At 66.3% G+C, this 20910-nt stretch carries 24 protein-coding genes; 12 read left to right on the top strand and 12 right to left on the bottom strand.

Annotation, left to right across the window (positions count from 1 at the left end; translation table 11 throughout):
* Window position 1 precedes the first annotated feature (1 nt).
* From BST47_RS22935 to BST47_RS22910, 6 genes are all read right to left on the bottom strand, one after another.
* Window positions 2-1183 carry an NAD(P)/FAD-dependent oxidoreductase gene (locus BST47_RS22935; protein WP_083127966.1) on the bottom strand — a complete coding sequence of 394 codons (1182 nt, stop codon included), beginning with the start codon at window positions 1181-1183 and terminating at the stop codon, window positions 2-4.
* Between the two features lie 7 nt (window positions 1184-1190).
* Window positions 1191-1379, bottom strand: coding sequence for a ferredoxin (locus tag BST47_RS22930; protein ID WP_083127964.1), 189 nt, complete (start codon window positions 1377-1379; stop codon window positions 1191-1193).
* The gene (locus BST47_RS22925; RefSeq protein ID WP_083127962.1) at window positions 1376-2341 is read right to left on the bottom strand and encodes a metal-dependent hydrolase; all 966 of its coding nucleotides are present in this window, start codon (window positions 2339-2341) and stop codon (window positions 1376-1378) included. The genes BST47_RS22930 and BST47_RS22925 overlap by 4 nt, the downstream gene beginning before the upstream one ends.
* A 104-nt stretch (window positions 2342-2445) precedes the next feature.
* Window positions 2446-3306: a hypothetical protein gene (locus BST47_RS22920; protein ID WP_133056239.1), complete on the bottom strand. Its 861-nt coding sequence runs from the start codon at window positions 3304-3306 to the stop codon at window positions 2446-2448.
* Between the two features lie 5 nt (window positions 3307-3311).
* The gene (locus BST47_RS22915; protein WP_083127958.1) at window positions 3312-5600 is read right to left on the bottom strand and encodes a TPR repeat domain-containing protein; all 2289 of its coding nucleotides are present in this window, start codon (window positions 5598-5600) and stop codon (window positions 3312-3314) included.
* A 3-nt stretch (window positions 5601-5603) separates the two neighbouring features.
* On the bottom strand, window positions 5604-5954 hold the full coding sequence (locus BST47_RS22910) for a WXG100 family type VII secretion target (RefSeq protein ID WP_083127956.1): 351 nt from the start codon (window positions 5952-5954) through the stop codon (window positions 5604-5606).
* 262 nt (window positions 5955-6216) lie between these two features.
* On the opposite strand from BST47_RS22910, the gene BST47_RS22905 reads away from it, so the two are divergent.
* From BST47_RS22905 to BST47_RS22895, 3 genes are all read left to right on the top strand, one after another.
* Window positions 6217-6435: a DUF3072 domain-containing protein gene (locus tag BST47_RS22905; RefSeq protein ID WP_083128087.1), complete on the top strand. Its 219-nt coding sequence runs from the start codon at window positions 6217-6219 to the stop codon at window positions 6433-6435.
* Window positions 6436-6514: 79 nt separating this feature from the next.
* Window positions 6515-7375 carry a transglutaminase-like domain-containing protein gene (locus tag BST47_RS22900; RefSeq protein ID WP_083128086.1) on the top strand — a complete coding sequence of 287 codons (861 nt, stop codon included), beginning with the start codon at window positions 6515-6517 and terminating at the stop codon, window positions 7373-7375.
* A gap of 42 nt (window positions 7376-7417) precedes the next feature.
* Window positions 7418-7837, top strand: coding sequence for a pyridoxamine 5'-phosphate oxidase family protein (locus BST47_RS22895; protein WP_207568671.1), 420 nt, complete (start codon window positions 7418-7420; stop codon window positions 7835-7837).
* Here the strand turns inward: BST47_RS22895 and BST47_RS22890 are convergent.
* Entirely contained in the window at window positions 7822-8616 is a 795-nt protein-coding gene (locus BST47_RS22890) for a TspO-related membrane protein (protein WP_234809834.1), read from the bottom strand. The two genes, BST47_RS22895 and BST47_RS22890, sit on opposite strands and share 16 nt — an antisense overlap.
* A 131-nt stretch (window positions 8617-8747) precedes the next feature.
* Between BST47_RS22890 and BST47_RS22885 the strand changes: the two genes are divergently transcribed.
* The gene (locus BST47_RS22885; RefSeq protein ID WP_083127954.1) at window positions 8748-9167 is read left to right on the top strand and encodes a hypothetical protein; all 420 of its coding nucleotides are present in this window, start codon (window positions 8748-8750) and stop codon (window positions 9165-9167) included.
* A 4-nt stretch (window positions 9168-9171) separates the two neighbouring features.
* Here BST47_RS22885 and BST47_RS22880 read toward each other — a convergent pair whose 3' ends face one another.
* The 3 genes from BST47_RS22880 to BST47_RS22870 are packed head-to-tail and all read right to left on the bottom strand — an operon-like array spanning window position 9172 to window position 12024.
* On the bottom strand, window positions 9172-10047 hold the full coding sequence (locus BST47_RS22880) for a formylglycine-generating enzyme family protein (protein ID WP_083128082.1): 876 nt from the start codon (window positions 10045-10047) through the stop codon (window positions 9172-9174).
* Between the two features lie 11 nt (window positions 10048-10058).
* Window positions 10059-11585 carry an MFS transporter gene (locus BST47_RS22875; RefSeq protein ID WP_234809833.1) on the bottom strand — a complete coding sequence of 509 codons (1527 nt, stop codon included), beginning with the start codon at window positions 11583-11585 and terminating at the stop codon, window positions 10059-10061.
* Window positions 11586-11625: 40 nt separating this feature from the next.
* On the bottom strand, window positions 11626-12024 hold the full coding sequence (locus tag BST47_RS22870; RefSeq protein WP_083127952.1) for a DUF6636 domain-containing protein: 399 nt from the start codon (window positions 12022-12024) through the stop codon (window positions 11626-11628).
* On the opposite strand from BST47_RS22870, the gene BST47_RS22865 reads away from it, so the two are divergent.
* Entirely contained in the window at window positions 12017-12283 is a 267-nt protein-coding gene (locus BST47_RS22865) for a hypothetical protein (protein ID WP_083127950.1), read from the top strand. The genes BST47_RS22870 and BST47_RS22865 overlap by 8 nt on opposite strands.
* A gap of 11 nt (window positions 12284-12294) precedes the next feature.
* Here BST47_RS22865 and BST47_RS22860 read toward each other — a convergent pair whose 3' ends face one another.
* Entirely contained in the window at window positions 12295-12783 is a 489-nt protein-coding gene (locus BST47_RS22860; protein WP_083127948.1) for an SRPBCC family protein, read from the bottom strand.
* Window positions 12784-12792: 9 nt separating this feature from the next.
* On the opposite strand from BST47_RS22860, the gene BST47_RS22855 reads away from it, so the two are divergent.
* On the top strand, window positions 12793-13839 hold the full coding sequence (locus BST47_RS22855) for an LLM class flavin-dependent oxidoreductase (RefSeq protein WP_234809832.1): 1047 nt from the start codon (window positions 12793-12795) through the stop codon (window positions 13837-13839).
* A 36-nt stretch (window positions 13840-13875) separates the two neighbouring features.
* Window positions 13876-15084 carry an NAD(P)/FAD-dependent oxidoreductase gene (locus BST47_RS22850; protein WP_083127946.1) on the top strand — a complete coding sequence of 403 codons (1209 nt, stop codon included), beginning with the start codon at window positions 13876-13878 and terminating at the stop codon, window positions 15082-15084.
* 33 nt (window positions 15085-15117) lie between these two features.
* Here the strand turns inward: BST47_RS22850 and BST47_RS22845 are convergent, their stop codons facing one another.
* Entirely contained in the window at window positions 15118-16119 is a 1002-nt protein-coding gene (locus tag BST47_RS22845) for an AraC family transcriptional regulator (protein ID WP_083127945.1), read from the bottom strand.
* 81 nt (window positions 16120-16200) lie between these two features.
* Between BST47_RS22845 and BST47_RS22840 the strand changes: the two genes are divergently transcribed.
* From BST47_RS22840 to ponA2, 5 genes are all read left to right on the top strand, one after another.
* The gene (locus BST47_RS22840) at window positions 16201-16980 is read left to right on the top strand and encodes an alpha/beta hydrolase (protein ID WP_234809831.1); all 780 of its coding nucleotides are present in this window, start codon (window positions 16201-16203) and stop codon (window positions 16978-16980) included.
* A gap of 29 nt (window positions 16981-17009) precedes the next feature.
* On the top strand, window positions 17010-17225 hold the full coding sequence (locus tag BST47_RS22835; protein WP_083127942.1) for a hypothetical protein: 216 nt from the start codon (window positions 17010-17012) through the stop codon (window positions 17223-17225).
* A 93-nt stretch (window positions 17226-17318) separates the two neighbouring features.
* Window positions 17319-17840, top strand: coding sequence for a hypothetical protein (locus BST47_RS22830; protein ID WP_234809830.1), 522 nt, complete (start codon window positions 17319-17321; stop codon window positions 17838-17840).
* Entirely contained in the window at window positions 17837-18283 is a 447-nt protein-coding gene (locus BST47_RS22825) for an RDD family protein (RefSeq protein ID WP_083127941.1), read from the top strand. The genes BST47_RS22830 and BST47_RS22825 overlap by 4 nt, the downstream gene beginning before the upstream one ends.
* Before the next feature lie 107 nt (window positions 18284-18390).
* A complete protein-coding gene (gene ponA2, locus BST47_RS22820) occupies window positions 18391-20859 on the top strand; it encodes a transglycosylase/D,D-transpeptidase PonA2 (protein ID WP_083128079.1) in 2469 nt (822 codons plus the stop codon).
* Window positions 20860-20910 lie beyond the last annotated feature (51 nt).

Below are 20910 nucleotides of genomic sequence, written 5' to 3'. Positions count from 1 at the left end.
GCTACGCCGGTCTCGGTGGAAAGGCCGCTGCCTGTGCAATCGCGTCGCGGTAGGCCTGAACCCGGCCGGGGATCGTCGACAGCACCGCGATGGTGTGGCCCTCGCGCCCGTAGGCCCCGGTGAAGTCCCAGTCGTCGGGTCGGCCCTCGACGATGGTGAAGGCGTCGTAGCCCGTCGGCACACCCAGCATCTGAAGCTTGACGTCGTACTGGTCGGACCAGAAGTACGGCAAGCCGTCGTAGGCAGCCGCACTGCCGAGCAGCGTCCGGGCCGCGGTTTCGCCCTGGCGTCCCGCGTGGTCCCAGTGCTCGATGCGGAGGTGGCGTTCGTAGCGTGGATGCCACCAGCGCGCGATGTCACCCGCGGCGACGACGTTGTCGCAACCGTCGACCGCACCGGTCGCGTCGCACACCAAACCGTCGTCGACGCGCAGCCCTGACCCTTCGAGCCAGTCGGTGGCGGGGGTGACGCCCAACCCGACGATGACAAGGTCGGCGGCAACCTGCGAGCCGTCGCCCAGCGTGACGCCTTCCACCCTTCGGTCGCCGACGAACGCCTGCACGTCGGCACCGACCCTGAGGTCGACACCGTGCTGGGTGTGCAATTTCGCCCAGCACTCGGCCATCTCGGCGCCGAGCGCGGACTGCAGCAGACCATTGCCGCGTTCGATCAGCGTGACGTCGAGCCCAAGCGTCCGGCACGTTGCGGCGACCTCGGCGCCGATGAACCCGCCGCCGACCACCACGACCCGTGGCCGCGCCGAAAGTCGTTCGCGGATCGCGAGACAGTCGTCGACCGTGCGAAGCAGCAGGACACCGTCGGGTACCGCCCCGCCGGGCCAGGCGCGCGGTGTGGCGCCGGTGGCAATGACGAGGCCGTCGTAGTGCAGCGATAGCGGTGTGCCGTCGTCGTCGAGGTCAATGGTGCGCGCCGACGTGTCGAGCTTGCGCGCCGAGGCGCCGCGCAGGACGCGGGCGTCGAAGTCGAACTGCAGCGCTAGGTCGATCCCCGCGCGTTGAATCTGTCCGCTGAGAAGTTTCTTCGAGAGCGGCGGACGGTGGTAGGGCGCGTGGCGCTCGTCGCCGACGACGGTCAGCGTGCCGTCGTAGCCGTGCTGCCGCAACGTTTCGGCGGCGCGCATTCCCGCCAGACCGGCGCCGACGACGACTATGTCGCGAAGCATCAGCGCGTCAGTCCTTCACCGTGATCGCCTGGGTAGGGCATGACACTTCCGCGCCCTTGAGTTGATGGCGCAAGTCGTCGCTCGGGTGATCCTGCAGCACGTGCAGCCCGTCCTCCTGCACGTCGAAAACCTCGTGGCAGATGCTCATGCAGACGCCGTTGCCGTCACAGGTGTCGAGATCGACCACTACTTTCATTGTGCGCCAGTCCTTTCCACCTCGGAGATCTGCTGACCGCTGGTCATCTCGGCACCCTGCGGTCGTTGCCGGGCGCCGGCCCGTTCGCGGGCGGCCTTCGCAGCGGGGGAGTACTCCAGATATTCGATGGCCCGCTCGGTCGAGGCCTCACTGTCGGGATGGTGACTGGGCCGCAGGTACCGCAACGGAGCGGTCACCAGCAGCGTCGACGGTCCGGGCAGTCGGCCCTTGCGGGCAGCCCGAACCCAGTCACGCCACCGCCACTTCTGGTTGATCGTCGGGTCGGCGTTCATCAAGTAGCGTGCCCCGGCAACCCACCAGCCGACGAACAGCGGCGTCGTCATCAGCATCGAGAAGGCCCTGATGAAGTAGTTGCCGCTCACGTGTTGGTAAACGTCGTAGACCAGCGAGCGGTGTTCGACTTCCTCAGCGCCGTGCCAGCGCAGGAGGTCGAGCATCATCGGGTCGGTGCCGATTTCGTCGTGGGTGCGGTTCTGCAGCACCCACTGGCCCAGCATGGCGGTGAAGTGTTCGAGGGCAGCGACGTCGGCCAGTCGGCGATAGAGCCACCACCGATGCAGCCGCTTCGGAAGCAGCTTCGGCGGGTCGCCGAGCGTGATGGATAGGGTGCGTCCAAGGCGGTCGGTATAGGGCTTGGTGTCGATCGCTTGCTCGGCGAGATGGTCCAGCACGACCTGGTGTGCCCAGGCGTGCCATGACTCCTGCTGCACGAACGGTTTGATCGCCGACTCCAATTCGGGATCCTCGACCAGTGACGAGGCCTCCAGAACCGCCTTGATGAAGTGCCGTTCCCCCTCGGGGAGCAACAAGTGCAGGACGTTGATCATGTGCGTCGTAAACGGATCGTCGGGCACCCAGTGCAGAGGTGTCTGCGACCAGTCGAAGCGAACCATGCGGCGGTATTTCGGATGCCCGTCATGATGCAGCTGGACTTCCGGCATCGATTCCTCCCCGGGATAGCGCAGTGTCGGTGAAGGCTGACTACCCGGCTCGAATACGAGTTATACGTACCGCCGGTACTGGATTGGGGATTTGGGATGTCCCATTACGCCGTCGCCTCTGGCCAGCCGGGTGACGCGGGCTCGGCGGCAGGCGGCGTGTCGAGTGAGGCCCTGATGTTCGCGTCCCGCTCGGTGCGCCAGTGCGGCAGCAGATCGGAGCATTGCGAGAGCCGTTGTGCGCCGTCGACTCGTTCGTCGGCGGTGGACTCACGATTGACCATGGATCCCCAGATGGCGTCGTTCGCACCGGTGATGCGCCACGGCCCGAACACGTCTCCGGCAGGCGCTGGGTTGGGCCCGCTTTGGTCGGTGACCTTCGCGGGTGCGTCGGCGGCCGGCGGGCTGTCGGTGAACTCGACCCGCCACACCTTCATGCCGTTGACGTCGCCGAGGCCCGTGCGGGCGCGGTAGCCGACAACCGACACGTACTTACCCTCGTCCTCCTCCTTGCCGTCGCGGAAGATCTTGTACAAGCCGTCGCACACGTAGGCGCGGTAGCCGCCCTCGATCGGCGTGATCTCGAGGATGTGGAAGAACTCGTTGCCGAAGAACGGTCCCGGGGGACCGAACGGCTCACCCTCGAACGAGGGTCGGATGGACAGCAGCTGCGCGGGGGCGTCCGAGTCGGACGGCAGTTGCGGGACAGCGCGCTCGAACCCCGGGTAAACGTCGCCGATCTCGCGAGTGAGTTCAGCGATCCGGTACGACTCCAGATATGCGCGCAGCGGCACCGCCGGGCCTGACACCAGGTCGATGCCCGGCTCGGCCGCCCACCGGAACCGGAAGTCGGCCAGACTCTGCGGCCAATTCGTAAACGTCGGCGCGGGCGGCTCGTCGGTGCGGCACCCCGTCAGCCCGACCACGGTCAGCAGCAGCACCGCGCAGCACCGCACGATCGATTTCACGCTCGCTATCCTCCCGTGTGCCCCGTCGGCGTGGGCAGCGCGTCCCGGTAGGCGTCCTCGTAGTCCTCGATACCGATCTTCACCGTCGGGTTGATTCCCATGAAGTAATCCGTGAAGGCAGAGCGGAAGTCGCCGAAGTCGTCCTGCTTGATCGGCCTGAGTTGGTTGGTCTCGGGGTCGATCAGGCCGAATTGCTGGAAGACGGACGGGTCGCCGAGGTTGGCGTCGATCAACCGTTGCGCCACGGCGTACTGCATCATTTCGGAACTCTGCTGGGCGATGTAGGTCGGGTCGGCGCCCACGGGCGCGTCGCCGACGAAGATCTGGTGCAGCGGATCACCCGGAATCTTGTCGTTCCACTCCAGGATCTTGTCGACGAAGGGGAGCTCCCCGCCGATCGTCTTGGCCACGTCGAACCACATGCCACGACTCTCGTAGGCCAACACCTCCTGCAGGTTGCCGTATTCGATGGCGTCGTTGTCGGCGATGTTGGCCGCGGAATCGATCACGCCCCGCAACGTGCCGGCTGACTGCAGATCGCCCGTGTTGACCGTGCCGCCGTCGATGATGGACTGCTCGAAGTTGGCTTGATACTGAAGGCCATTGAGATACGCCTGGCTGTTGAGGATGGTGGCGGCATCCGCATTGCTGTCGATCACCGCGAACAGATCCCGCATGACCGGCATCTCCGGGTTCTTCATGTCATCCAACGGGCGGAAACCTTGGCTGTCGTCCAGGGAATTGCCGAGCATGTCGTCGATGTAAGGCTTGTTGGCCTCGGCAAGGGCCTGGGTGAGCTCGGGGTTGACCTGACCGACCGACTGTCCGTCCAGGCCGGGGATGTCGAGCAACCGCGGGGAGTACTCGGCGCTGCCGACAAACGAGTCGACCGTATGCATGATCTGCCCGGCGCGGGTGGCCTGGTCCATCTGCGTGGGGTCGGTGAGGTCGGTCGGTATTGCACCGGTGCCGTTGAGCAGCGTGCCTGCCGCGGCGCCGTCGTCCGCCCACTGATGGGTGAACAGGTCCTCCATGAACGCCGTGTTGGGCGTCTTCCCGTCGGCGCCCGTGAGCTCGCTGTGCACGGCCATCTGGTCGCGTCCGGCCGCGTTGAGCATGTCCTGCACCGCCGGGTCGATGCGTTCCTGTGTCCATTCGACATTTTCGGCCCACGGGTAATACGGCGGGTTGTGCGTGCCGTGCAGGACCTCCTCCGACTTGTCCAGCAGGGCTTTGTCCAACGCCGTCCCATGCTGCAGGTTCGCGTCGCCGGCCGACACGATCGCCGCGATGTCGCGGTAATTGTTGAGCTCGGGGAACGGATGCTCGAGGTCGGGCATCTCGATGGTCGGATTGCCCTGCTCGTTGGTGCCTTGGGTAGGCACCGCAATCCCGCGCGTGGGCCGCTCGAATGTTTCGCGGATACCCGACGGCAGGTTCGCCATACCGCCCTGCGTCGGCACGCCTTCGGCGGGATCGCCGGCCGTCGTGATGTTCTCGTTGCCCAGCAGCTGCAGCGCGTCGGCCACGGCGCCGCCGTTCTGGCCGTTGGCGTTCATCTGGTCGATCATCGAGCGAATCTCGGCCGGGCTCTTGCCATCCAGCGACCGAGACAAGTTGTTGAGGTACTCCATCTGGCTCGTGGGCAGCACCAGATCGCCGCGGACCAACGCCTCCTGCTGCTCGGGCGTCAGGTTGGTGTTCTCCTCCAGACGCGCCATCTCCTCAGGCGTGAGTTGGCCGTCCTGCAGTGACTGTCCGTCGTTGGTGCCCTGCTCTCCGGGAAGCCCGGGGTCGCCTCCGGTCGCGGCGGTGAGCACCCGCGCCAGGTCGGCGTCGGCTTCCTCGGCGGCGGCCAGCACGGCCCCCATCCGGTTCTCGACATCTTCGGTCTTCGCTCTCAGCTCCTCAATCTTTTCGGCGGGCCAGCCGGTGGTGTCGGGCGGCGTGACCGTGTTGGTGGCCAGGTCGATCTGGACATGCGGGGCGGCGTTGGCGTAATCGAGCAGGCTTTGGAGGTCGTTCTTGACCTTGCGGACGTCACCGGCGGCTTTCCCCGCGCCCATCGCGACGAGGAAGGCCTCCTTCTGCGACAGGGACAGGGTGGTGGCCGATTGGTTGATGGCCTGCTGCGCGGCCTCGCCGGCTTCGCCCTTCCACGTCCCGAACACCGAAAGGTTGCGCAGCGTTTCGGCGGCTTCGCCACTGGTGCGGGCACGTTGCGCTGCCGCCTGTGACACTTCGTCGATCTGCTCGGGCTGCCAATTCTGGACGTCGGCAAGCGTTATCCCCACGGATTACAGCCCCAGATCCGGACCCGCGTTTTCGATCTCGGTGGCCTGCTGGTTGTCGGTGCCGACGTAGCTCACCGCCGCCGACTTGAAACCCTCGACGTGCGCGATGAGCTCGTTGTAGTGGCGGGTGGTGTCTTCTTCCCACTTGGTGGCGACCTTGGCGAGCGCGTCACCGCTGGTCCCGATCCAGCCGGCCTGGGCGGTGCCGATGCGTTCCTGTGCGACGCCGTGATCCGAACGCAGGCCGTCGGCGGCCACATCGACGTGATCGGCGGCCATCCGCACCTCGACCGGATCGACCTCCAAGTTCTTGCCCATGTCGAACAACCCCACCCTCGAGATAGCAGCTTCCATGTTTGCTGAAACATTACCACTGGTCGGAGCGCCCCCTGTGCGCCAATTTTTCGCCCACGCGGTGCCGCTCCGTGTCAGCGCTGGTCACACGGATCTGCGAGGCTGTGGGCGGGACGATTTTCGGCGATATGATCCGCTGCAGCCCGTTGCGGTGCGGGGTTTGCGCACGTTTCTTGCATTCATCTGTGGCGGGGAGGGTTTGCTGGCTCGACGGTGAGCCCGGACATGTTTCGAACGCATGTGCGATGGCAATTCTGCGGTCATGACCAAGGACACTCAGCAAGCCCCGATGGAGAACGCCGAGAAGGAGACGTCCGAGTGGGTGACCGGCGACGAGCCCATGACCGGCCCGCAGCGCAGTTACCTCGGCACCCTGGCCCAGGAAGCGGGACGCGATATCCCCGACGACCTGACCAAGGCGCAGGCGTCCGAGCTCATCGACGAGCTGCAGCAGCAGACCGGGCGATCGGGGAGCTCCTAGCACTTTTGTCGCGCTGCCGACCTCCGCGAACGCCGTTAGGGTTACACCCTCCCGACGGAAGTGGTGCGCGATGGCTGAGATGCCTGAGTGGCGACGATCAACAGCGGACGCGACGGACGAGGCGCCGACGAGCGAACTCAAGCGCGACGTCGGCGCCAACCTCGAAGTGGCCGTCACGGCGCCCACCATCCTCGAGTTCCAGATCGCCATCGCCGATCATCCCGGCGCACGCGTGACCGAGTCGCTCACCTTCACGTGCAACGGCAAGCCCGTCACCCCCGACGAGGTCATCGGCAAGCACGGCACGCGGATTCACCGCTTTGCGGCACCCGAGGGCACCGTCACCGCCGATTACACGGCGACGGTCTACGGGCAGGCCGACCCCGCGCCGGTGCACGACATCGACCTGATCACCTACCTGCGGCCGAGCCGTTACGCCGAGGCCGACAAGTTCTTCGGTTTCGCCGCAACGGAATTCGCGGATTATGCCGACTCGGAGACCCTGCTGGAGAAGGTGTCGTCGTGGGTGGGCACCAGGCTGAACTACGTACCGGGATCCAGCGACCCGATCGACGGCGCGGCCGACACCGTGCTGGCCGGCGAGGGCGTGTGCCGCGACTACGCCCATCTGGTGGTCGCACTGCTGCGCGCCGTGAACGTGCCCGCTCGGCTGGTCGCGGTGTACGCCCCGGGTTGTGAGCCGATGGATTTCCATGCGGTCGCCGAGGCGTACGTCGAGGGAGTCTGGCGCGTCGTCGATGCGACGTGCCTGTCTCCGCGACAGTCCATGGTGCGCATCGCCACCGGACGCGACGCCGCCGACACCGCTTTCCTCGACAACCACAAGGGCGCGATCACGTTGAAGAACATGGAGGTGACGGCCGTCGTGGACGGACCGCTGCCCCAGGACTCCGTGCACGACCTCGTCTCGCTGCACTGACGCCCCGGGAATGCGATCTGGTGGGACGCGGTTTGGCCGTATATGGCCAAGATGAGCAGTGATGACCGCGAAAAGTTCCTGTCCGATCTGCACGTCGGGGTGATCGCGGTCGAACGTAAAGACCGCGCCCCGCTCAGTGTCCCGATCTGGTACGGGTATGAACCCGGCGGCGAGGTGCTGTTGTGGACCGAGTCCGATTCACTCAAGCATCGGCTGATCCGCGATGCCGGCCGGTTCTCGATCACCGCTCAGGATGAGCAGCCGCCATACAAGTACGTCACCGCCGAGGGTGACGTCACCGACATCAGCCCGGCGACCGACGACTATGCGCGCCCGATCGCCGTCCGTTATCTCGGCGAGGAGGCGGGCAACCAGTTCACCGAGGCGAACCTGACCCCGACGTCGGTGCTCATCCGGATGCGGCCGCAGCGGTGGCTGAGCTTCGACTACTCAGAAGAATGAGTCGGATGTGCGCGATGACGTTGTATCGCCGCGACTGTCGCAATGACGACGAGCACGGTGGCCACGACGGCCGTCACCGATAGGAACGTATTGTCCCGGCCGGCCGCGCCGATCGCGATCGCCACGAGCGCCCACACCACTCCCGCCGCATAACCGGGGGTGCCGCGCAGCATCGTCGTCAGGATCAGCGCGCAGGCACCCGCGGCGGCCAGCACGATGAATTGCCACCAGGCGGTCGACGCTGAGACACCGCTCTGGATAAGCGCTGCAGCGACATTCGCGAACACCGCGATGCTGCTCCAGCCGAGATAGAGGCCGAATGTCACGGTGGTGAGCAGCGCGACCCAGGGCGGGCAGGTCAGGTCATGGCGCCGCCGCACCAGCAGTCGCATGATGTGGATCAGCGCCGACACCATCACCGCGAACACCGCGACGCTGACCCACAGCCAGTCCTGCGAAGCCACGAGGAGCCAGACGCTGAATCCGATGAACGCCACGCTGGCGTCGACGAGCACGCTCGTCTCCCACCACGAGCCAAGGCCGTAACGCAGGACCGCCAACGCCGTCGCCGCGCTCAGGGCGGTGATCAGTCCCCACAGGCTGAACGCGTAACCGGCGGGGGTGATGAGTGCCTGGTTCGTCGCTCCTGACTTCAGGAAGTCGGGGGCCACCGCGTTCGCGATCACGGGCGCGGCGAGCTGAGTGAGCGCCAAGAGCGCGGCGATCCACCGCCACGATCGCACCGACGGTGCCCTGCTGTCGGCCTGTGCAGTGGTCAACTGGTTTCCTCTCATGCGCTTCACCAGGTATTCGGAGCCGGACGCTTCGCGGATGCCAATCGGCACAAATATGGGGGATCGATGGCGCACAATCACCCAGACGACGATGCCTGCGCGCTGAAGGAAAGCTCATGAAACGACAATCGGCTGCAGTTCTGGGGGTGGTCGCAGCGGTCATGGGGGGTGGGATTGCCCCGACGGCCTCGGCGCAGCCGGGCGCTTACAACCCCGTCGCCCAGTACCTCCGCACCGCCGGCAACGTGCGCTGCGTGGTCACGGCGGAGGCCGCCGCGTGCGAAAACCCCGCGGGATTCGCTGGTGCTCCGGTCGGCAGTCGCGTCGCATCAGTGGACCCCGCCGGGAAGGTCACTTGGGCCGAAGGCGGTATCGGTCCGACCTCCGGTCAAGAGGTGACGATGGTCAACGGCCAGCCGTATCGGTTTCACGGCTGGGCCCTGTTGTTGACGATCGAAGGGACGCGTCTGACGAACATCAAGAGCGTCCACGGCATGAACGTCTCCGTCGACGGAACGACCGTCACGCCGTACTGATCGCTCAGGCCACGCAGCGAAACCCGATGTGCGACGTGGCGGTGTCCTGCGATTGCGACGAGCGCGCCGCCGCGCGATAGCGGTGGCAGTACTCGGGCGCGCACAGGTGTGAGCCGCCCTTGAGGGTCTGCATCACCGCGGGGTCGGCCGAGAGCATGGGAGTGCAGCAGGACTTAGCGGGCTGGCCGGGGCGGTGGCCCGGCCGGTAGTGGGTGGTGGTCCATTCCCAGACGTTGCCGATCATGTCGACGAGTCCGAACGGGTTGGCGGCGAACGTGCCGACGGGCGAGGTGCCGGTCCAACCGTCGGCGCCGTCGTTGCGGTAGGGGAAGCGGCCCTGCCAGGTGTTGGCCATCAATTCGTCGCCCGGTCGCGCGGTGTCGCCCCAGGGGTACACCGTCGTCGATCCCGCCCGCGCCGCGTACTCCCATTCGATTTCGGTGGGCAGCCGTCGCTCGGCCCACTGCGCGTAGGCGTTGGCGTCGGGGTAGGCGATCTGGACCACGGGATGCTCGTCGAGGTTCTCGATCGACGACTCCGGTCCGCGGGGGTGTCGCCAGCACGCACCGGGCATCCAGGTCCACCACAAGCGCCAGTTGCGCAGGTCGACAGGACCGGCGGTCGGCTGGAACACCAGCGCTCCCGGTGCCCGATCCTCCGGCGGTACGTCGGGGAATTGGGCTGGATCCAAAGGCTTTTCGGCGATCGTGACGTAACCGGTGTCGTCGACGAACTGGGTGAACTGGGCGTTGGTCACCGGGTGGCGCTCGATCGCGAATCCGTCGACGGTGGCGGTATGGGCAGGCGCCTCTTCGGGATAGAAGTCATTGGAGCCCATGCGGAACGAACCCCCGGGGACGTCGATCAGTTCGGTCAGCACCGTCTCAGGCGTCACGATTTGGCGGCGGGCTTGATGAGCCAGAGCGCCAGGATGATCGCCACGACCGGCCCAACGGCCATCATCAGACTCAGCGTGTGAATCGCATCGATAGCGTTGTGCGGCGCTTGTTCCACCACCAGTCGCGCCTGCTCGGGATTGACGAGGTGAGCCTGCTGGCCACCGTGTGCCGTCACCAACGCTTCGCGTGTCTCCGCACGGCTGATACCGGATTTCGACAAGTCGTGCACGCTATCGGTGAGGAAAAGGTTGATTCCGATGAGCGCGAACAGGGCCGGGCCGAGTGAGTATCCGCCCTCGTTGACCGCGCTCTTGACAGCCGATACCGCGCCGCCGAGATCGTCAGGCGCGCTACTCATCATGATCGTCGCCTGCGGGGTGGTGACCAGTGCACCGCCGACGACGATCAGAGCTGCGGTGACGAAAACGACTGTGCGCCCGGTGTTCAGGTCGAACAACCTCAGCACGAGCAGACCGGCCAGCATGGCGAGAAGGCCGGTGATCATCACCGCGCGGGGACCGATGCTTCTGATCACCGGACCGGCTGCGGTGGCGGCCACTGCGGCCATCGCGGTGGCGGGGATGAGCAGGAAGCCGAACAGCTCGTGGGATTCCTTGCGAATCGTCACAAGGTAGAAGGCCAGCAGCACCATGGACCCGCCGAGCACGATGTTGAACATGACTCCGGCCGTAACCGCCGCGTTGAACCGGCCGGAGCGGAATACCCGCATGTCCAGCGCCGGGTCGGGGGTGCGCAGTTCTCGAATCACGAACCCGACACCCGCCACGATGCCGAGCGCGACGGAGACGAGACCGGTCAGGTCGATGCCGGTCTCCATTCGGGACGTACCGAAGATGAGGCCCAGCAGAGCGATGGCGAACAGGAACAAGCCGGGCAGGTCGAGGCGTCGGCTGGCACGCAGCGTTTCGGGCACGAATCGCCATGTGATCGCCAATCCGAGGACCGCGATGAGCGGCACCACGAGAAAGCATGCGCGCCAGCCGATAGCGTGTCCGAGTGCACCACTTATCGCGGGCATTGGCGTGGCGATGGCGTATCCCACACCGAAGTAGGCCGCGATGGCCGCGGCCCGCCTTCGCGGCGGGAACACCGCATTGGTGAGCGCAAGCGACAACCCGATCAGGAACGCGAACGCCACGCCGACGCCGGCGCGAGCAATCATCAGAATCGCTGCCACCGGCGCGGCGGCGGCGAGCGCGCTGAACACGATCACGCCCGACAGGCCCAGCAGGTACATGCGGCGCATGCCGTACAGATCGCCGAGGGCGCCGGCGCTCAGCACAGTGGCGGCCATGGTCAGCGTGGCCAGGCTGGCGACGAACGTGGAGGTGGTGCCGGTGATGTGCAGACCAGCGGAAACAACCTGCAGGTTGGCAGACAGCGTGGTTGGGTCGCCGATGGCAATGCCGTAGCCGATGCCCATGGCGGCCACCGTCATCACGGCGGCTAGTCCCGATGCGTGGCGATCCCCGGTTTCAACGGGGGAATCGGTGGACACCGAGTGGATGCTACTGGCCGCACGCTCACCAGCAGCAGGATCAGCCGACCTGATATGCGTCGCGCGACACGTTGAAGAAGTGGCCGGTGTCGTTGTCCAGACACATGATTCCCACGGTTTCGCTGGTGCACGAGATGGAACCGAAGGTGGCGACCTTGCCGTACTCGAGGGTGGCCTGCGGGTCGGGAAGGTTCTGGCCGTAGCAGCTGAAGACCGCGGCGCCGTCCTCGGTCAGTTCAACCCGGTCACCCCAGTTCAGTTGGCAGTCAGGGGACCGGGGTGGGGCCTGCCATACATGTTCGACGACCTCACAGCGCACGGTGTTGCGGCCGTCAGAGTCGAATGTCGTGCAGCGGATGTTGCCGGACGGCGACTGGAACGGCCCGTTGATCGGCTCGATGTTCACGCCGGGGGTGGCCTTGGGTTGAGTGATGGTCACGGTCGCAGGTGCGGGCGCGGTGGCGGTCACTGTCGACGGCGGTGCGGCGGTTGGGGATGCCGCTGTCGATGTGGGGGGCGCGCTGGTTGCCGACGATGTCTCAACCGAGGACGTCTCATCCGACGTCTCATCGGACGATGAGCACGCGGCGGTCGTGACCGCGAGTGCACAGCACGCGACCATCATTCCGACCCGGCGCAGCATCGGCTGCTGGCGGTATGCGCCCTTCGTCATGTCACCGTTCTCCTTCATCGATTGATCTTGAAGCACCTACGCTTCGACGTGCGACCGGATCCACTCCAGGTTGGCCTGCATGTTCTGCTGCCACTCGGACAGTCGGCGGGCGACGATGCGGGCCTCCTTGTGGGGTTGGTTCGCGATCCCGATAGTCAGCCCGGACGTGCCCGGTCCCAGTCGGGCCCACTGACGAATGAGCACGCCGTCGCTGGCTGGTTCGACTTCGAAACCCCATGTCGCGGCAGTTCCTTCGATGCCCAACACATTCCACACCCAGCGGCGCTGATCCTCGACCTCGACGACTTCGCACACGGTCTGCCACTGACCCATCGCGTCGTTTTGGTTGTGGCCACGGAAGCGAGCACCCACCTCGACGCCGGCCCCGTCGATCCACTCGACGCTCTGCAGTTCTGACGAGCACCGGGCAGGCAGAGTGATGTCGGTGACGTGGGACCACGCGGTGGCCACATCGCAGCGGACCCGCTGGGTGACTTCTATGGTGGGCTGATCGCGGTGGCGCACAGTTGCAGCATGCCAAGGGAGGCGGCGCGGGTGAAGATCGGGACGATGATCGAGCCCCGACTGCCGGGAGCGGTGGACTTCGCCGTCGCCGCCGAGCGGATCGGCGTCGAGTCGTTGTGGGTGCCGGAGGTGTGGGGGTACGACGCGCTGACCGGGCTGGCGTATGTCGCGGCGAAGACGTCGACGATCAAGCTGGGAACCTTCGTGGTGCAGCTGGGCTCGCGCAGTCCAGCCCTGCTGGCGACGTCGGCGCTGAGTCTGCAGGAGTTGTCGGGCGGACGCTTCCTGCTGGGGATCGGGACGTCGGGGCCGCGGGTGATGGAGGGGTGGCACGGGGTCCGGTTCCGCAAGCCGGTCGAGACGACGCGGGAGACGATCGAGATCATCCGGATCGTCAGCCGGGGGGATCGACTCGAACATGACGGGGAGATCTATCCGCTGCCGCTCGCGGACAGCAGCGGCGCGGCGCTTCGACCGATGGTGCGGCCGCAACATGTGCCGGTATATGTGGCGGCGATGGGCCCGAGGAATCTGCGGCTGACGGGTGAGGCGGCGGACGGGTGGCTGGGTAACGCGTTCATCCCGGAGGCAGCGGAGGTGGTGCTGGGTCCGTTGCGTGCGGGCGCGCAGCGAGCGGGCCGCACGCTGGCGGACCTGGATCTGGTCGCGCCGGTGGCGGTGGAGTTCCATGACGACGACGCGGCGGCCGACGCGGCCTCGCGCCGGCATGCGGACGGGTATGCGTTCACCATCGGGGCGATGGGTGCGGGCGGCCGCAACTTCTACAACGACGCGTTCAGCAGACTCGGCTATGGCGACGAGGTCGCCAGGGTCGCCGAGCTGTGGCAGGCCGGCCGACGCGACGAGGCGCGCGCTGCGGTGCCCATCGATCTCGGACGTTTGACGAATCTCGTTGGTACGCAAGAGGGAATCGCGGAGCGCTTGGACAGCTACCGAGCGGCCGGGATCACGACGCTGTTGACGAAGTTGGACGGCGACTACGAGCAGCAGTTGGCGACGCTGGAGCGACTGCTTGCGTTGGTGGCCGAGGAATAGGGGATTGGGGGGCGCCGAACCGGGTAATGCTCGTCCATGGAAGTCCCACCGGAGCGCAGCGAGGATTCCTTCGACGTCCTGGTCGTCGGTGGCGGCAACGCGGGGCTCAGCGTGGCCGCTCGTCTGCTGCGGCGCGGAGTCGTCAGCGTCGGAGTGGTGGAACCGCTTGCGGTGCACACCTATCGGCCGCTGTTGTCGTATGTGGGCGGCGGGCAGGCGTCGCGCAGCAGCGCCGAGCGCACACAAGAGTCGGTGACCCCGGATGGGTGCACGTGGGTGCAGGACTCCGCCGTCGGCGTGGATACCGAACTGCAGACGGTTCGATGCAGGAGTGGCCGCGTCTATCGGTACACCGACTTGGTCCTCGCGCCCGGACTCGTCCCCGATATGGCGGAGCTGGCCGACGTGTTCACCGTCCTCGACACCGACGCAGTGGCGAGCAACTATCTCGACCATGCCGAGAAGACGTGGCAGCTGGTGGAGTCCATGGCGGCGGGGCATGCCGTGTTCACGGTCCCGCGTCCGCCGGTGAGCTGCACGGGTACCACGCTGAAGCCGCTGTTTCTGGCGGCGGCGTACTGGCGGCGGATGGAGTGCATCGATGACATCGACATCACGCTGGTTGTCGATCGACCGGACCTGCTGGGGGTCGCGGAGGTCGACGGCCGGCTGCGGCGCTGTCTCGACGACATCGGCGTGCAGGTGCTGAACAACGCCACCGTGACCGGAGTACATCCTGCGGAGCGGAAGCTGGCGGTCCGTGTGGGCGACGGTGTCGAGCAGAAGTTGCCGTATGACCTGTTGCATCTCGTCCCGCCCTTTCGCGGACCGAGGTGGATCGAGGAGTCGGGTCTGGCCGACGGCGACGCGCACGGGGTGGTCGACATCGACCCGAAGACGTTCAGGCACCGGGCCCACGCCAACGTGTGGGCACTGGGCGACGCGGCGAACGTCGGCACCGACCCGTCGGGCGGAGCGATCCGGCGGCAGTCGGCGATCCTGGTCGACAACCTGATGGCGGCGCGCAGCGGTGGCCGGTTCCAGGAGTACGACGGGTACACGGTCGCGCCGATCGCGACCGATGAGCGCCGGCTGATGTTCGGCGAGTTCGACGGGACGGGATCGCTGAGAAGTTCATTGCCGTCGTTCCTCGATCCGCTGAAGCCGCGCCGATCGGCCTGGGCGTTCGACCGCTACGCCCTGCCGCAGATGTACTGGAATCTGATCCTCAAAGGACGGCTCTGACCGACGCCTGTTGAGAGAACTCAGCGCGACGTCCTACACCAGCGCACCCGACCGACACTGCCTCGGCGTCCTGCCGAACCACCGTCGGCACGACCGGTTCAACGCGCTCTGTTCGGCATACCCGAGCAGACCGGCGATCTGTGAGAGATGCAGGTCCGGTTCGGCGAGGTAGCGTGCGGCCTGCGCTCGGCGTTCGCGGTCGATGATGTCTTGGCAGCGGGCACCCTCGTCGCCGAGTCGCCGCTGTAGCGTTCGCGGATGCACGGCGAGCTCACCGGCGATCGCTTCGACGGTGCACTGCCCGGTGGGTAGCAGTCGGCGTGCCAGCTCGGCCACGCGGTCGGCCAGCGTGGCAGTGGCCGGAAGATACGTCGCCTCGAGGTATTCGGTGGCGATGCGTTGTGTTTGCGGGTCGGCGTTCTCGTTGCGACGGGCGGCCAGCTCCGCCGACAGCTCGAAGCCGGCGCGCGGCCGTTCGAAGTACACAGCGCAGCCCAGTGCGTCACGGTAGGCGGCGTCGGTGCCCTGTTGGGGATGCGGGAATGAGACGGCGTCCAGACGCGCTGACGGCCCGCCGAGTAGGCGGACGATCTGCGCGGCGATGCCCATGCTCAGCTCGTAAGCCTGGATGTGAGGAACTCCCAGCTCGACGATTTCGTAGATGAACTCGACGCCGCCATCGTCGCGTGGCTGGGCGGCCAGCGTGAGCGCGGGGGAATGAATGTAGAGGAAGCGCTCGACGGCTTCGATGCCGCTGAGCACCGTCGACGCGCTGCGCACGATGACCGCAACGGGCCCGATGATGTGCAGGCCTTGGCGGCCCGATAGGCGCAACCCGAAGTCGGGGCAGGCCAGCTCCTCGGCGGTGGCTTCGAGTATTTGGACGAGCGACGTAAAAGGGATGAACGTGTCCACCTCGAGCTCGGTGCCCGAAGGGATGTCGAAGCGGTCCAGAAACACCGCCGGGTCGGCCCCGCGCTCGAAGACGAGCCCGGGGTAGCCCCACATCGCCGTGGACCGGATGACGTTGACCATCGTTGCTTTCTGTCGCGAAATGGTAAAAAAATGTCCGATCTTGTCAAGACTCGGGGGCGTGCTGACAGCCATTCTCAATGCATGACGCGACACATGGTGAGGATTCGTCGTGAGATCGTGCGGGCGGCACTGAGGGGGTGCCGCTCGCCGTTAGCGTCGCATCGGTTCTCGGTGCGCGTTGACCGAAAGATGTATGACGCCGTCACCGCGTTGACGCGACCGCTCGAAGGCGTGCACTGGCAGCGAGAGGTCGTCGGCGGGGTGCCGGTGGAGCGGACGGTGAGCTTGGGTGCCAACGCAACGCTGATCTATCTGCATGGCGGAGCGTACGGGCTGGGCAGCGCGTACGGCTATCGGCGCGTCGCGGGCAGGCTGGCCGAGGCGGCGTGGATGGCGGCCGTGGTGCCGGACTACTCGTTGGCGCCGGAGTCAGTGGCGCTCGAGGAGATGGTCGAGGTGTACACGGCGCTGTTGGCAGCCGGCATGAACCCTCAAACGACGGTGATCGCGGGTGATTCAGCGGGCGGCGGGCTGGCGCTGGCGCTGGCAATGACGCTGCGGGACAGGGGAATCGCGCGACCGGCGGCGTTGGGCCTGATCCGCCCGGTGATCACATCGGCGGTGTCTCCGGTGTGCGGGAACTTCGCGGATCTGCCGCCGATTGTGTTGCAGAGCGCGGGCGAGGATCCGCTGGTGGAGAAGATCGTCGGCGTGGCAACAGATGTCGAGCACCAGCGATCCGACGCGCTGTGGCGCGACATCCACCTCCAGGCAGGTGTGCGCGCCGAAGCCGATCTGGCGCTCGCCGAGCTTGGTTCGCGGTTGCGCGCGCACGTGCAGGCCAGGGTGGAAACGACCTGATCCCCCGCGAAGGGGTACAACGGTGGCATATGAAATATGCGCTCGGTGCCCTCTATTTGGCGGGCTGGCTGACCACCACGTTCCTGCTGCTGCGTAGCGGCGCGTTCGCCGACGAGAGTCGCCGCAAGCACCGCGCGATCGCCGGGATCGTCGGTGCGATGTTCGCGTTCGCGCTGGCGGCGGTGTGGCCGCTTTCGGGCTGGGTGCTGCCGTTCCTGCGCTCCGCGATGGACGACGACGGCTGATCACTCAGGAGTGCTCGGCGATGTAGTGGGTGAGGTTTGTTCGGCAAGCGCCGTTGCGCAGGATTTGTGCGCCGCGAGAACTACCATGCGGTGATGGGTACCGGCGTCGACCTGCTGAAACACCCGGCGGTATCCGCCGCGGTGGGTACGGGGGTGATGGCGGTCGGCGCCGCGGAGGCCGCTTATCGCGTCGCGGAGAAGGTGCCGGTGTTCGGGCCGCTGATGCGGCGCGGCGTCGTCGGCCTGTCCGAGCTGGGTGACAGATGGGTGACGCAGAGCGCCGACCAATTCAAGGCACTGGTGGCCGCGGTCGCGGTCGGTTTGGTCGACCTGGTCCTCGACGAGATGGATTTGAACGCGCTCGTACGCGAAAGAGTGGATATCGACGCGCTCGCAGCCGATCTCGACATCGACGCGGTGATCAACCGGGTCGACCTCATCGCTCTGGCGGACAAGGTGATTGAAGGTGTAGACCTACCGGCGATCATCCGCGAATCGACGAATTCGATGACCGCCGAGGTGATGCTGGACGTGCGCACGCAGGGTGAGCGCGCCGACGACGCCGTGGCCGGAATGGTCAATCGCATGCTGGGGCGTGACCGGGACACCCGGTGACCACATCGGAACCTGACGGTGAGCGGGCGGCCGGTATCATCACCCGGGGGTTGGCTGCGGTCATTGACCTGGTCGTGGTGCTGCTGATCATGGGCGCGCTCTACGGAGGCCTGGTGCTGGTGAGGCTCGTGTATTCGCCGACAGCCTTCAGCCTGCCGTCACTGAACGCCGTGTTCTCGACGGTGGTGACGTTTGCCGTCGCGGTGTTGTACCTGACGGGATGCTGGACGGTCTCGGGATCGACCGCGGGCGCGGTGACGATGGGACTGCGGGTCGTCGGGCGACGGTCACCGCGCGTGAGCCTTCTCGTTGGATTGCTGCGATCGATCTGCTGTGTGCTGTTCCCGGTCGGACTGCTGTGGATCGCACTCGACCGTCAGCGAAGATCGTTGCAGGACATCGTCTTCCGGACGCGGGTGATCTACCTGAGGGGAGCGCGTTGACCGCAGATCAGCGTCGGCGTCGGCGCGGCGGTTCGTCGGTAGGGGCCGGTGACGATTGGTCTGTCGATATGCGCGCCGTGCGGTCTGCGGCTCACTAATCTGTGTGCATGGGGGAGCACCGGTCGGTGTGGGATGCCGTCGCGAAGTTGATCTTGTGTTGTCTGTCTGCCGGTGCACTGGTGGCCGCGCTGCTGTTCCCATTGGTCGGCAGTATCGGGCTGGTGTCGAACCGGGCTGCCGACGTCATCACAAGTGGCTCGGCACAGCTGCTGAAGGGCGACGTCCCACTGGTCACGACGATGGTGGATGCGGCGGGGAAGCCGATCGCGCGCTTGTACTCACAGCGCCGCTTCGAAGTGCCTTCCAATCGGATCGCCAACACGATGAAGCTGGCGATCGTCTCGGTCGAAGACAAGCGCTTCACCGAGCACAACGGGGTGGACTGGCAAGGCACGCTCACCGGTATTTCCGGCTACCTCGCCGGAAATATCAACACCCGCGGGGGCTCGACCATCGAACAGCAGTACGTGAAGAACTTCCGGTTGCTGGTCACGGCTCAGACCGACGCCGAGCGGCGGGCCGCCGTCGAGTTGACGCCCGCGCGCAAGCTGCGCGAGATGCGCTTGGCGCTCGCCCTCGACGAGACGCTGTCCAAGGAGGAGATCCTCACCCGGTACCTCAACCTGGTGTATTTCGGAAACGGCGCATTCGGCGTGCAGGATGCGGCGCAGACCTACTTCGGCGTCAATGCATCGGACCTGAACTGGCAGCAGGCCGCGCTGTTGGCGGGACTGGTGAAGTCCACGAGCATCTTCGACCCGTACAGCAATCCCCAGGCCGCGATGGAACGGCGAGGCGTGGTGTTGGACACCATGATCGAGAATCTGTCTGGGCAGGCCGACGAACTTCGTGCCGCCAAGTCCGCACCGTTGGGGATGCTGGCCCGGCCGAACCAGATGCCGGGAGGATGCGTCGCCGCCGGGGACCGCGGCTTCTTCTGTGACTATGTGCTCGACTACCTGGCCAGGGCAGGCATCAGCAAGGAGCAGGTGGCACGCGGCGGCTACCTCATCCGCACGACTCTCGACCCGAAGGTGCAGGATTCGGTCAAGTCGGCGATCGACGAGTTCGCCAGCCCGACGGCCGACGGGGTGGCCAGCGTGATGAGCGTCATCAAGCCCGGCAAGGATGCCCATCGCGTCGTGGCGATGGCCAGCAGTCGCACTTATGGACTCAACGGCGACGCCCACGAAACGGTGCAGCAGCAGCCGTTCTCACTCGTGGGCGACGGCGCGGGCTCGATCTTCAAGGTGTTCACCACCGCGGCGGCGCTCGAAATGGGCATGGGCATCAACAATCAGTTGCAGGTGCCGGGCTCAGTCCAGGCCAGGGGCCTCGGCAGCAGCGATACGCCGGGCTGTCCGAAGGAGACGTGGTGTGTGAAAAACGCCGGGAACTACCGCGGCTCGATGAATGTCACCGACGCGCTGGCGACGTCACCGAACACCGCCTTCGCGAGATTGATTCAGCAGGTGGGTGTTCCGCGCGCCGTCGACATGGCGGTGCGACTGGGGCTGCGGTCGTACGCGCTGCCCGGAACGGCGCGGGCATACGACCCCGAGAGCAACGAAAGCTTGGCGGAGTTCATCAAGAGGCAGAACATCGGGTCGTTCACGTTGGGCCCGTTCCAGCTGAACGCGCTCGAGTTGGCGAACGTGGCGGCGACGCTGGCGTCTGGCGGTGTGTGGTGCCCACCGAACCCGATCGACAAGATCTTCGACCGCCACGGCAATGAGGTGACGGTCGACAGTCAGCCGTGCGACCAGGCGGTGCCCGAGGGGCTCGCGAACACGTTCGCGAATGCGCTCAGCAAGGACGATCAGAGCCCTGGGACCGCAGCGGGTGCGGCCGCGTCGACGGGGTGGGAGCTGCCGATGTCGGGCAAGACGGGGACGACGGAGTCGCACCGGTCGGCGGGATTTCTCGGCTTCACCAATCAGTACGCGGCGGCGAACTACATCTTCGCAGATTCCAGTACTCCGTCGGGTATCTGTTCATTTCCGTTGCGCGAGTGCGGTAATGGGGACTTGTTTGGCGGCAGCGAGCCCGCCCGCACGTGGTTCACGGCGATGAAGCCGATCGCCACCGACTTCGGCGAGGTGCGCCTTCCGCCAACGGATCCGCGCTATGTCGACGGTGCGCCGGGTGGTCGGGTGCCCAGCGTCTCCGGCCTCAAGGTGGATGCGGCGCGTCAGCGGTTGCGAGAGGCCGGCTTTCAGGTGGCGGATCAGCCGTCCTCGGTGAACAGTTCGGCACGATACGGAACGGTCGTCGGGACGACGCCAAGCGGTCAGACGATTCCGGGGTCGATCATCACCATCAACATCAGCAACGGGGTAGCGCCGGCACCGCCGCCACGACCGGACGAGCCGCCCCCGCCGCCGCCCGGCGTGCCTCCACCACCGCCGCCGGCGAACCCGATGGTCATCGAGATTCCGGGGTTGCCGCCGATCACCTTGGGACCACCGCCACCGCCGCCGCCAGGCCCGCCACCGCCCTCGCCCTTGCGCACTTGAAGCGATCCCACCTCGACCGTCAACTCCGCCTCGACGGGCTCGCCTCCGCTC

Origin of the sequence: Mycolicibacterium tusciae (genome assembly GCF_002086795.1) — a bacterium.
Classification (GTDB): domain Bacteria; phylum Actinomycetota; class Actinomycetes; order Mycobacteriales; family Mycobacteriaceae; genus Mycobacterium; species Mycobacterium tusciae.
Note: the sequence above shows the minus strand (reverse complement) of the source record. Positions and strands in the feature narration are given on the sequence as shown.